This window comes from Flavobacterium wongokense (assembly GCF_021608265.1).
GTDB lineage: Bacteria > Bacteroidota > Bacteroidia > Flavobacteriales > Flavobacteriaceae > Flavobacterium > Flavobacterium wongokense.
This window is the reverse complement of sequence record NZ_JAKIHP010000001.1, coordinates 966,791-979,545: the sequence shown is the minus strand read 5'-3', so window position 1 is coordinate 979,545 and position 12,755 is coordinate 966,791. Positions and strand designations below refer to the sequence as shown.

The following is a 12,755-nucleotide window of genomic DNA, read 5'->3' as shown; positions in this document are numbered from 1 at the left end:
CTTAAATCAAACTAAGTAAGTGTGTACCATAACCGCTTTTTAATAAGGGCTGGGCTAATTTTTCTAATTGTTTTGCATCGATGTAACCCATTCTGTAGGCTGCTTCTTCGATGGCTCCAATTTTTAATCCCTGGCGTTCTTCGATAACCTGAACGAATTGTCCGGCCTGCATCAATGATTGGAATGTTCCCGTATCCAACCAGGCTGTTCCCCTGTCGAGAATGCTTACCTTGAGTTTTCCTCTTCGCAAATATTCCTTGTTAACATCGGTGATTTCGATTTCGCCTCTGTGGCTTGGTTTGATATTGGCCGCGATTTCAACCACATCGTTATCGTAAAAATAAATCCCAGGAACGGCAAAATTAGATTTTGGTTTCTCTGGTTTCTCTTCTATTGAAAGTACTTTCCCGTCTTTGTCAAAATCAACCACACCATATCTTTCCGGATCATGAACGTGATACGCATAAATGATTCCGCCGTCTGGATCGTTATTGGCCAACAATAAATCGGACAAACCTGTTCCGTAGAAAATATTGTCTCCAAGAACCAGGGCAACCTTATCGTCACCTATGAATTCCTTTCCAATGATAAATGCTTCCGCAAGGCCATTTGGGTGTTCCTGGACCGCATATTCAAATCGGCAGCCCAAGCTTTTTCCATCGCCCAGCAATTGCCTGAATAAGGGCAAATCGTGCGGTGTTGATATGATTAATATTTCGTTGATTCCCGACCACATCAAGGTTGATAATGGGTAATAAATCATTGGTTTGTCATAAATGGGCATCAACTGTTTGCTCACCGCTAAAGTCAATGGGTGCAATCTTGTTCCCGATCCACCAGCTAAAATAATTCCTTTCATAATTAACTATTCATTTTTGCCATTTGCCTTTTGTAAAAGGATTTCACAGACCCAATTATTACAAATAAAAGTATCAGCAATAGTGGCAGTATAATTTTCTTTTTACCGTTAATCGCTTTGGTATTCCTAACGTTTAACGTTGAACTGCTTTCCTTTACGATTTTGTCAAAATTCACCAGTTCAATTCGGTGTATTCCTTGCTCGTAAACCAATTGGTCTTTGGTTTTGATGACATCGCTCAGCTGTGATTTCTCACTATAGTATACCATTTTGTCGCCTGTCGTTCCGTTGAATGAATTCAACAGTCCGTCAATTTGGGAAATGATTGAATCATTTTCAGCCATTTTGATTCTGATGTTGGCTACATATTCTTTTTGGATTTTTTTATAGTAATCCGAATTATTCAGGTAATTCAGGATTGGCCTAACCGTATTGGCATCTGTAGTTTTATCAACCGTTGAAAACGAAATCAAATGGTATGGGTAATTTTTGCTCGTCATGTTTTCATTTGCAATCTTTTTTACATCACCATCTTCCGCCATCAATTTGATCAGCTCAAAATTCTGAGGCTTGTTTTCAATGAATTTGTAAACATCTGTTATCGGCGCAACCGTTATGCCTCTGAACCTTGTTGGGTCTTTAATCCCGATAATGTTTTTTAGGAAAAGCGTATCTCCGTCTTCGACTTTCGAGTTAATCAATTCAATTTTGGCATTCATATAATCGACCGAGCCAAAATTTGGACTTACAATGATCTGATGGTCGTATACCTTGCCTATTTTGTCCAGGTAATATCCTGCACCGGCACCAATTATAAAAAGGATTCCAACCCAGATGATATTCCTTTTAAAGAATAAAATCATTTTGAAGATGCGGGTCGAAATGTTTTCGAAAAAATTGCCGATTCTCTTGGAAATCTGAGACAAATCTATTTCCTGATTGTCATTATTTTGAGATTTTGCACTCATAAAAAATAATTATTTTATGTTAAAAATTTGTTCTAATATTTTTATCGTAATCAAATAGGTTGGCTTCACTCCAGTTGTCCCCAAACCTCCTGAAGCTAGTGTGCTTCCGGTTTCTAAAGGATTATCCGAAGCATAGTAAGCATATCTTACTTTGACATTCTGCGGAATGCTCTTCCTGATTTTGGATGCCGACTGGATGGCTTTCTGATAATAAGCTCCTTCCATTTCAAGCCCAATTACTTCCCAGGTTGATTCGTGGAAGAATTTCAATAAATCCTTATTCTGGAGCGATGTTCCCAAAACCGTCACCATCGGTCCTTCAAAAACCGGGATTCCGTTTCCTTCAAACATAGCGGAAGTAAGTTCGTTTTCAAATGGATAATTATCTGCTGTTCCTTCGTTGATGTGCGCTGTCGGAATCATAATGTCGCCTTTTCCGCCTTCCAAAATTCCGGCCTTACCCATAATCGAAACGGATTCGACATTCAGGAAAGTCTTGGTTTTTCCTTCTTTGTAAGGTTTCAAAAGTTCGTCTATCGTTTCAAAAGCCTGTTCACCAAAAGCATAATCCATTACAATAAGGACTGGTGCATCTTTGCCAATTACTGCTTTTGGGAAGCTTGATTTTGCCCAGTCGATTTTGGCAGTATCAAAAAGCTGAACATCAATGTTGGTTCCCGAAAATACATCCGGAAGCGAAATCATTCCCTGTTTCAATGCGACTTCCTCAACTTTGTTCCTTACATCCTTTGCGCCAGACTTGCTCAATTCCTCATAAATAAAGAAATCCGACTTGTCCTTGAATTTGGTTTTTAAGACATTCGTTGCAAAAATGGAATTCATCACACTGTGCATGTTGGCGCTGATGATGTGGATTGGTCGTTCCAGAAGGTCATTCGCCTTAAGCGTTTCCTTGATGTTGGTTGCCCAAATCTCTCCGTGGATATGATGCCCCAAACGTTCCCTCAAAATCGGGCTGAACGTAATGGTTCTTTTGTTGTTATTGATAACCTCATCGATTGCCAGTTTCCCTAACCAATAAATAACGTGCAGGAAGCGGTCTGGTTTTTCCTTGGTTCCAAAATCGTCATAGATTTCCAAAACTTCAGAAAAGCTCCGGCCCAAAACGTTGGCAGCATGCGAAATCGCTATTTCCTTTTCCTTTTGCGTCATTTTTTTATTCTGCAGGACGGCTTCTTCCAGTTTTTCCCAATCGCGGGTTAATTCCACTTCCAATTCATCAAGCAGAACCCTGTCCTTAATTTTATGCGATTCGATAAAAATAAAGGTCAAATGCGTCAAAATATCATAGATGTCTGAACGTCCGCGTGTGATTTCCACATTCATCTGTTCGTCATCGATTCGGTAGCAGTTCCTTCTTCTTTTTGGTGGAACAATTGCCTGGAAATGTGATTTTGAATACCCTTCGTCTGAAGTTAAATTGATAAAACGGCACTCTTCAATGCCTACCGGAAGCCTTTCTATTACATAAAGCAAACCGCTTAGTTCTACTTTTTCCTCTGCAATACTTCCGTAAATTTCTGGTCTGAGAGAGAGTAATGCTTCTCTCAAAGTTTCTCCTGAAACACCCATTGGTTTGTAAAAACCTCTGTTGAATAAATGTCTCATGGTAATGTACAATCGTTCGATAGCTGCGGACGATTCTTGCGCTCTTGAGCGCGAAATGTTTTTGATTTCTTTCATCTTTTTATTTTCTAACCCGCAAATATAGGGTTTTTGTCCTTTAGTTGGTTAGAATAAGGTTAATTGCTGGCGTCATGACTTTATTGTCCCAAGGGTTCTTTTCTTTAGTGATTTTTAAAATGAGCCTGCTTCTGGTCCATCTGCCTTTTGAATACATTAAAGAGTTTTCGGAATCAGAATAATTGATAACCAAAGAGGGTGCATAATATGCTGTTTTCACCAAACCTTTTGTTTTATCCTTATACTCGAAATTGTATTTGTTTTCTTCAATCACCATCCATTCCAAACCAATTACAATTCCTTTCTCGGGGAACTTCAGATTGTATTTTGATACATCTATTTCATTTTTCCTCATTCCCTTTTTTACCGTTACAACCAAGTCTTCCTGAAGCATATCATCTGCCGGCTCGATACCATTGAATTCAAACAACCTTATCTTCAGCTTTGCATCTTTCTTTTCGCTATCAGTATAGAATATGATTTTATTTAAATAAGGCGTGGCTGCATATGCCGAATCGTATTCAAATAATTTTCCGTAAATCCATGGTTTGTCACCCGAAAGCATTGTATGATGGATTTTGTGCGCATCGCCAATTTCAATCTGCCTGTCTTGTTTTCTTTTTGAAATGACGACTTCATCTAATTTATAAACAGCTTCCTTTAAAATTACTTTTTCATTAGCTGTCAGCGCAGTTTTTTTGATTTCAAATCCCACCGAAGAAAAGATGGCTGTTTTCCCAACTTCCGCATTGATTTTAAAAATTCCGTTTTCATCAGAAGTGGTTCCGATGTTCTCGTTTTCAATCCAAATATTGACATACGGAATCGCATTTCCTTTTTCATTGACAATGGTTCCGGAGATTTGGGCTGAAGCTGAAAAGGCGATTAGCAAAATGCAGATTAAAGGCTTCATTTAATTGGATAAGATTAAATTGATTGCAGGCTCATACACCATCATTTTGTCCGAAGGATTATTCAGGTCAGCTTTGGTCTGCCTGTTCCATTTCCCTTTCGAAAAGGTGTAGATAAATTCCCTTTCGACATAATTGTACAACACATAAGGGAAATAGGTTTTTTGGATTGTTGTTGTCTTGGTATTGGTATCTACAACTTCCTTTTCCAGTTTGTTTCTTTCAATGATAAGTTTTTCAAAACCTAGGAAGATTCCCGTCTTGGGCATTTTCAGGTTGAAATCGGTTACATTGAACCAGGATTTCTTCACCCCTTTTTTTACCGAAACCAGATAGTCTTTCTGCAGCAATTCTTCGCCTGGCGAACCATCGGGATTTACACTGTAAAAATGGATTTTAAAGCTGGTGCTTTCCAGCTGGCTGTCGGTAATTATGGCAACCTGCTTTAGGTATTTCGTTTTTTTGTATTTGGCCTGATACGGGAAAAATTTGGCATCGATGCGCGGTCCGTTTTCAAATGCCTGGTAACTTTCAACCTTGACTTTCCCAATTTCAATTTCTTTGGTTCCGAATCGCTTTGCGATGACAATTTCGTTCAACTCAAAAGCGTTGATTTTTAGAACTACCTTACTAGCTTCTGAAGCCTTTACGGTTTTCTTTTCATAGCCTAAGGCCGAAAAAATCAGGTTTTTATTTGGCAGACAATGAATTGTAAACTCGCCGTTTTCTTCCGAAGTGGTACTGTTGTTTTCGTTCTCAACCCAAATGTTGACATACGAAACAGGCTTGTTGGATTCGTCAACGACAATTCCTTTGATTTGTGCATTGACCGAACAACCGATTAAAAAAACAATCCAAAAAAGTCTTTTCATTTTTATAATATTTGTAGTAAATCGGCAATTTTCCTGTCGTTGCTCAATCTTGGGATTTTATTTTGGCCACCCAATTTGCCTATCGATTTCATATAATCCTGGAACCCATTTTTCTGAACCTTAGAAACGACCAGAGTTTTCAATACCTTCCCCACAATCAAATCGTCATAATAGACATTTTGTTTCCGCATGGCGTGGTCAATTTTCAGGGCAAATTCTTCATGGTTTTCCGGTTCGTTTTCAAACTCTATAAACCATTCGTGATAAGGCAGTCCGCTATTCGGGTTGATTTGTGGCGCAACAGTAAATTCATTTACACGGATATTCGTATTCTCCATCGCTTCCTGCAAAGCATGCTCGACTTCCTTTCCAATGACATGCTCTCCAAATGCCGAAATGTAATGCTTGATCCTTCCTGAAACAATTACGCGATACGGTTTCAAACTGGTGAACTGAATCGTGTCGCCAATATTGTAAGCCCAAAGCCCTGCGTTTGTGGAAATGATGAGGACATAATTGACATTCAATTCGACTTCGCCAATCGTATAGCGTCTTGGATTTTCGGTAAAAAATTCTTCTGATTTTATAAATTCATAGAAAATGCCCGAGTTCAAAAGCAACAGCATTCCCTTTTCTTTCTGCGAATCCTGATAGGCAAAAAATCCCTCCGAAGCGGGAAACAACTCAATAGAATCAACTTTCCTTCCGATAAGGTTTTCAAATTTGGCGCGATAGGGCTCGTAATTCACACCGCCATAAATGAACAAATTGAAATTTTTGAAAATGTCGCCTACAGCTTTCCCTCCTTTTTGCTCGAGCTTTTCAAAATACATCTGAACCCAACTCGGAATTCCCGAAATGACACTCATGTTTTCGTTAAAGGTCTCTTCAACGATGGCATCGACTTTAGTTTCCCAGTCTTCAATGCAATTGGTTGCCCAACTTGGCATTCGGTTTTTCTGCAAATATTTCGGGACAAAATGCGCCACGATTCCGGAAAGACGACCCAATTTAATTCCGTTTTTCTCTTCCAAAATCGGACTTCCCTGAAGGAAAATCATCTTGCCGTCGACAAAAGTTGTTTTTCCGGTTTCGTGTATGTAGCTCAAAATCGCGTTCCGTGCTGCTTCTATATGATACGGCATTGATTCTTTCGTAAGCGGAATGTATTTCGCGCCCGAAGTCGTTCCCGAAGTCTTTGCAAAATAAATCGGTTTCCCTTTCCAAAGTATGTCTTCTTCACCTTTTACAACGCGGTCCACGTAAGACCGTAATGCTTCGTAATCCCTTATTGGAACTTGGTTTGCAAAATCTTCATAGGATTTGATTGTGGCAAAATTATGGTCTTTTCCAAACTGGGTTTTATTGGCTGAAGCCAAAAGATTCCGAAAAACTCTCTGCTGTGTTTCGACAGGATTCTGAGCCCATTTCTGGGTTTTACTGTGAATGACCTTGGCAAAAATTTTCGCCGCTATTGATTTTACAGACATATTATTCGAATTCAATAAAAATACTTGGATCGATTGGATAACCATCTTTCCATAATTCAAAATGCAAGTGAACACCTGTAGATTCCTGACCGGTTGAACCTGCCAAAGCAATCACTTCGCCAGTTTTAACGGCGTCGCCTTGGGAAACCGTCACAGAAGCCGCGTGTTTGTAAACCGAAATAAATCCGTTGTTATGCCTTATGATAACCACATTCCCGGTATTTGGTGTCCAATCGGCAAAAATGACTTTCCCGCTCGAGGTTGATTTGATTGGAGTGTCTTTCGCCAAAGCGATATCAACAGCGTAATGCTTGTTTACCGGATTGAATTTCTCGGTAATCATTCCTTTCACAGGCGGAAACAAAAAGGTGCTTACTTTGGGTTTCGCTTTCTCAAAAAGATTGTATTTGTCTTCCCGTTCGACCTCTTCCCTAAGTTTCAAATCGGCTTTTGAAGGTTGCAATTCTTCGTCTGAAACGGCTTCCGTTGCTGAAGCCATAATAGAATCCTTGTTAAACTTGGCATATTCCAAATCACCGGTCAGCACTTTTTTGATGGATTGTATGTAGGCTTCATTTTTCTTTAAGGCATGCGACAACGAATCGGATTTCAGTGCCAGTTCAGTGGCATCTTTTTTTAATTTTGTCGAAGCATAGCCCGGAATGAATTCGCGCAAAGGTGTAAAGGCAATGATATAGGTTGTGATAAAAATAATCAGTAACGCACCAATCGTCGCTACTACAAAGACATTCATAAGCGTCAACCGAAGTGAAAATATTTCTTCAAAAGTGTCTTCGTTCAAAATAACCAAACGGTTTTTTGTGAAGAGTTTTTTCTTGATTTTTTTTCGTTTGAGTCGTTTTTCAGACATGGTTTTTTCGAATGTGTTACAAATATAGAAAATTACTTGGGTTTGTCTTTTGAGTGCTAACGATGTTTAACTTATATTTATTAAGGTGAAATTCAAAAGAATGTTATTTTCTTTTTACCTTTGTCCGAGTTTTTTAAAATAAAATCTGCGAAAGCATAAAATTATATATCATGGGAAGATTAGGAATGCCTGAAATATTAGTTATTCTAGTTGTTGTTTTATTACTTTTTGGTGGTAAAAAAATTCCGGAATTAATGAAAGGATTAGGTTCAGGAGTTAATGAATTCAAAAAAGCAGCAAAAGGAGAAGACGAAGCTAATGCTGCATCCAAAAAAGAAGAAGAAGAAGCTAAAAAATAGTTTACCTCAGCAATTAAAAAAATCCCAAGCGCCATTATTGAGTTTGGGATTTTTTTATGTTTACAATCAATCTAAATCCAAACAAAATAATATGAAAACCACCTTCGTTGCCATCATCGGCTTTCTATGTTTTTCCAATCTTTACAGCCAACAGATTGTTGGTTCCTGGGCTGGCGAACTGGCTGTTTCCGGAACCAAGCTTCCGTTGATCTTTAACATCATGCAAAGTGGAACCGACCTGGTCACCACTATGGACAGCCCAAGTCAGGGTGCCAAAGACATGCCTACAACCAAAACGTCATTTATTGACAACCAATTAATAATCGATGCTTCAAACTTCGGAATCACTTTTAAAGGAAAGTTTGAAAACGAAACCATAACCGGTTCGTTCCTTCAGGGCGGAGCTTCGTTTCCGTTAACGCTTTCAAAGAACAAAGGAACTGCAGCTGTTTTGAAAAGGCCTCAAACGCCACAACCACCATTTAATTATATAATTGAGGATGTGACTTTTACCAATCCGATTGATAAAAATACTTTAGCGGGAACCTTAACCATGCCAAATGTCAAACAACAGGTTCCAATAGTTATTTTGATTTCGGGTTCGGGGCAGCAAAACCGGAATTCTGAACTTTTTGGGCATAAACCGTTTTGGGTCATCGCTGATGATTTTGCCAAAAAAGGGATTGGTGTTTTGCGTATTGACGACAGGGGAACTGGAGGTTCCAATGGGATAAGTGCTACAGTGACGACGCAAAATTTTGCTGGAGACATTAATGCTGCAGTAGAGTTTTTGGCACAAAAAGGATATAAAAAAATTGGGCTTATCGGTCATAGCGAAGGCGGAATCATTGCTCCGATGGTGGCTTCCCAAAACCCAAAAGTCAAGTTTATCATTACGATGGCCGGAGCCGGAGTACCAACAGATGAACTACTGATGCTGCAGACCAATGCCATTGCAAAAGCTTCGGGAGCCAGCGATGAGGAATTAAAATCGGCTCAGGAAACCAATAGGAAAATGTATGATTTAATCAAAAACTATAAAGGGAATGATTTGAAAGGCGAAGTCAAAAAGCTTTTCATCGCAGAGATGCAAAACCTGCCAAAAGAACAGCAGCCTCCAGCCGATGAAATTGATAAAATCGCTGATGCCGAAACCCAAAAAGTGATAATTCCATGGTTTGAATATTTCCTCAAAATCAATCCGGATGTATATTTAAGCAAGCTTAAAATCCCGGTTCTTGCAATCAATGGAACCAAGGATTTGCAGGTAATTTCAAAAGAAAACCTTGCAGGGATCAAAGCTTCATTGGAGAAAGCCAAAAACAAAAAATTTGAAATCGTTGAATTCCCCAACCTGAACCATCTTTTCCAGGAAGCAAAAACCGGAACTGTTGAAGAATACGGACAACTGGAACAAACCATTGCTCCTCAGGTATTGGACAAAATGAGTTCCTGGATACTGAAAAATTAGAATACTTAACAATAAAAAAAGAAATCCTAAATTCTAAATGAGTTTGGGATTTTTGTTTTTTACGCAACCTTTTCTGATTTTCAATACTATACTAAAAACGCCAAAAAAAATTGCTATGAAAAACATGTTTTTGAAAATCACCCTTTTATGCTCCCTAATTACGCTTTTTTCATGTTCATCAGATAGTGTCGTGACCAACAATTCAAGTGCAGATGTTTATATTTCCGGCTCAAAAAATGACCATGCATGCTATTGGAAAAACAACCAACTTACCATGCTTTCAGACAATGGTGCTTTCGATTCGAGTGCAGATACCATCATTGTTGCCAATAACAATATCCACATTCTGGGTTATGGAGGCAACAAACACCTTTACTGGAAGAATGCTGTTTTGACTAATCTAACTGATGCATTTTCAACAGACACCGATATTGTGGAGCGTATCTGCAGCATGGACATTGTTGGAAATGATGTGTATATCGCCGGAGTTACACAAAATGTAGCCAACCCGAGTGATTATGATTTGGTTTATTGGAAAAACGGTGTTAAGACTGTGGTTACAACTACCGCTTTGGATTATACCTTTTTCCATCTTGGGATTAAGGTAGTCAATGGTGATGTTTATATGAATTGCTTTAAGGAGATTGCCGGCGTTTGGACAGCGGGTTATTTTAAAAACGATGTGTTTTTCCCCGAAGCCAATGCGCTTACTTTATGGGGCTGTAATGCTGTGAACTCCGATATTTATGTATTTGGAAGTGGCAACGGATTTCCCGGATACTATAAAAATATTTCCGCCAACGCAGAAACCTATTTTCAGACCGTATCCATCATTAACCGAATGGATTTTGACAATGGCAATGTTTATTGTTCTGATGACATAAGCATCTATAAAAATGGGGTTCTTTTTTATACCATTCCGGCTAATGCATCACCAAATCTGAGTTACTATCGTATGACAACGTTTAAGGTTGTAGATAATTCAATTTACGCAATTACTGAAGAAGCTCATTATCAATCCAACATTTACACATTCAACCAAAAACTATTAATCGATGATGCTGTAAGCATTCAGAATGCAGATGACGAAAGATTTAAATCGCTATTTGTTGTAACCAATTAAAGAATCATGGTCAGCTGGATGCGTTTGCGTTCTTCATCAACCTCAACAACTTTTACCTGAACATGCTGATGGAGTTTTACCACTTCATTCACATCAGAAACAAAACCGGCTTTTAGCTGCGAAATATGCACCAAACCGCTTTCTTTTATTCCGATATCGACAAAGCAGCCGAAAGCCGTAATATTATTTACTATTCCAGGTAAAATCATTCCCGAACGGACATTTTTAATCGTTGTCACCGAAGGGTCAAATTCAAAAACCTTGGCAGCCTTTCTTGGGTCAAGCCCAGGTTTTTCTAGTTCTTTTACAATGTCTTTCAAACCAAGGATTCCGACTTCAGTCGTGATGTAATTCTCTAATTTTATTTGCGATATCTTTTCCTTATTGGCTATCAGATCATTGGTTTTTAAGCCCAAATCCTTTGCCATTTTTTCAACAATTGGATAGGCTTCCGGATGCACCGCCGAATTATCCAAAGGGTTTTTCCCGTTGTGAATCCTGACGAAAGCCGCAGCCTGTTGGTAGGCTTTGTCTCCCAAACGCGGCACTTTTTTCAATTGCCTGCGGTCTTCAAAAGCTCCATTTTCAGAACGATAGGCAATGATGTTTTCGGCCATTTTTTCTCCAATTCCGGAAACGTAACTCAGCAATGATTTACTTGCCGTATTGATATTGATACCAACAGAATTCACGCAACGAACTACAACGGTATCGAGCTCTTCCTTTAGTTTGGTTTGGTCGACGTCGTGCTGGTACTGACCGACGCCAATTGATTTTGGGTCGATTTTTACCAATTCGGCCAAAGGATCAGCCAAACGCCTTCCTATAGAAACCGAGCCACGAACGGTAACATCGAAATTTGGGAATTCGTCACGCGCAATTTTACTCGCCGAATACACCGAAGCTCCGGCTTCTGATACCACAAAAACCTGAACAGGCTTATCGAACGCAATTTTCTTGATAAAGAATTCGGTTTCACGGCTTGCGGTTCCGTTTCCGATAGAAATTGCCTCAATGTTATAGGCATTTACCATAGAGCGTATTTTTTTCATCGCCATCGCACTTTCATTTTGTGGCTGGTGCGGATAAATGGTTTCGTTATACAACAAATCCCCTTTTTCGTCCAAACAAACTACCTTACAACCCGAACGGAATCCGGGATCGATTGCCAAAATGCGTTTTTCTCCCAAAGGCGGTGCCAATAAAAGCTGCCCCAGATTTCCGGCAAAAACATCAATCGCCTTGATGTCGGCTTTGGCTTTGGCATCCTGCAGGGTTTCGTTTGAAATTGCCGGTTCCAATAATCTTTTATAACTGTCGGTAATTGCCAGTTCAATATGTTCGGTGGTGTCGTTATTGGCTTTTATGATTTCGTTTTCGATAAAGTCAAGTGCTTCTTCTTTCTCAAAATCGATGTTCAATTTTACGAAACCTTCAGCTTCGGCGCGCAACATTGCCAATAAACGGTGTGAGGGTGCTTTTGAAATGGGTTCAGCCCAATCGAAATATTGCTTGAATTTTTGTGCGTCATCTTCATTTTCCTTTTTCTTCACGACTTTAGTTTCGACTATCGCTTTGCGTTGAAACATGCGCCGCAGGTTTTTCCGGATGTAGATATTTTCATTAATCCATTCGGCTATGATATCGCGTGCGCCCTGCAATGCTTCGTCTTCATTTTTAACTTTGTCGTTGATGTATTGCGTCGAAATGAAATCGATGTCGTCTTTGCCTTGTGCGAATATGATTTTGGCCAAAGGCTCCAAACCATTTTCCCGAGCCACATCGGCGCGGGTTTTTTTCTTCTTTTTATAAGGCAGGTACAAATCTTCAAGTTCCTGTAAATCGAAACTTTCCTTGATTTTTTTACTCAATTCCGGCGTCAGCTGACCTTGTTCCTCAATTGATTTCAGGATGGATTCCTTTCGTTTTACAATTTCATCGTATTGCTTGGAAAGTTTGGCAATCTGTTCGATTACGACTTCATCCAGGTTTCCGGTTTGGTCTTTTCTGTATCTTGAAATAAAGGGAATGGTGCAATCTTCTGAAAGCAATTTTACGGTTGCTTCTATATTTTTTGGCGCCGTGTTTACCTGGCTTTGAATGAATTGTATGCTAGTCATTTTTATT

11 protein-coding genes are annotated in these 12,755 nt (G+C 39.3%); 3 read left to right on the top strand and 8 right to left on the bottom strand.

Features of this window, described 5'->3' with window-relative positions; genetic code table 11:
- Position 1 precedes the first annotated feature (1 nt).
- The 7 genes from rfbA to L1S31_RS04095 are packed head-to-tail and all read right to left on the bottom strand — an operon-like array spanning position 2 to position 7,675.
- Positions 2-859: a glucose-1-phosphate thymidylyltransferase RfbA gene (gene rfbA, locus L1S31_RS04125; RefSeq protein WP_236462566.1), complete on the bottom strand. Its 858-nt coding sequence runs from the start codon at positions 857-859 to the stop codon at positions 2-4.
- 2 nt (positions 860-861) lie between these two features.
- A complete protein-coding gene (locus L1S31_RS04120) occupies positions 862-1,827 on the bottom strand; it encodes a hypothetical protein (RefSeq protein ID WP_236462563.1) in 966 nt (321 codons plus the stop codon).
- A 9-nt stretch (positions 1,828-1,836) separates the two neighbouring features.
- Positions 1,837-3,531, bottom strand: a complete 1,695-nt coding sequence (locus L1S31_RS04115; protein ID WP_236462560.1) for a DUF6909 family protein — start codon at positions 3,529-3,531, stop codon at positions 1,837-1,839.
- Positions 3,532-3,571: 40 nt separating this feature from the next.
- Positions 3,572-4,444, bottom strand: a complete 873-nt coding sequence (locus tag L1S31_RS04110; RefSeq protein WP_236462558.1) for a carboxypeptidase-like regulatory domain-containing protein — start codon at positions 4,442-4,444, stop codon at positions 3,572-3,574.
- Entirely contained in the window at positions 4,445-5,314 is an 870-nt protein-coding gene (locus L1S31_RS04105) for a carboxypeptidase-like regulatory domain-containing protein (RefSeq protein WP_236462555.1), read from the bottom strand.
- A gap of 2 nt (positions 5,315-5,316) precedes the next feature.
- Complete coding sequence (locus tag L1S31_RS04100; protein WP_236462552.1) at positions 5,317-6,804, bottom strand: GH3 auxin-responsive promoter family protein; 1,488 nt, start codon at positions 6,802-6,804, stop codon at positions 5,317-5,319.
- A 1-nt stretch (position 6,805) separates the two neighbouring features.
- On the bottom strand, positions 6,806-7,675 hold the full coding sequence (locus L1S31_RS04095; protein ID WP_236462549.1) for a M23 family metallopeptidase: 870 nt from the start codon (positions 7,673-7,675) through the stop codon (positions 6,806-6,808).
- Between the two features lie 170 nt (positions 7,676-7,845).
- On the opposite strand from L1S31_RS04095, the gene tatA reads away from it, so the two are divergent.
- From tatA to L1S31_RS04080, 3 genes are all read left to right on the top strand, one after another.
- Positions 7,846-8,034 (top strand): twin-arginine translocase TatA/TatE family subunit, encoded by a 189-nt coding sequence (gene tatA / locus L1S31_RS04090; RefSeq protein ID WP_236462546.1) that lies wholly within the window; start codon positions 7,846-7,848, stop codon positions 8,032-8,034.
- Positions 8,035-8,125: 91 nt separating this feature from the next.
- Positions 8,126-9,505: an alpha/beta hydrolase family protein gene (locus L1S31_RS04085; protein WP_236462543.1), complete on the top strand. Its 1,380-nt coding sequence runs from the start codon at positions 8,126-8,128 to the stop codon at positions 9,503-9,505.
- 115 nt (positions 9,506-9,620) lie between these two features.
- Positions 9,621-10,628 (top strand): hypothetical protein, encoded by a 1,008-nt coding sequence (locus L1S31_RS04080; RefSeq protein ID WP_236462541.1) that lies wholly within the window; start codon positions 9,621-9,623, stop codon positions 10,626-10,628.
- On the opposite strand, the gene L1S31_RS04075 is transcribed toward L1S31_RS04080, so the two are convergent.
- Positions 10,625-12,748, bottom strand: a complete 2,124-nt coding sequence (locus L1S31_RS04075; RefSeq protein ID WP_236462537.1) for a Tex family protein — start codon at positions 12,746-12,748, stop codon at positions 10,625-10,627. The two genes, L1S31_RS04080 and L1S31_RS04075, sit on opposite strands and share 4 nt — an antisense overlap.
- Positions 12,749-12,755 lie beyond the last annotated feature (7 nt).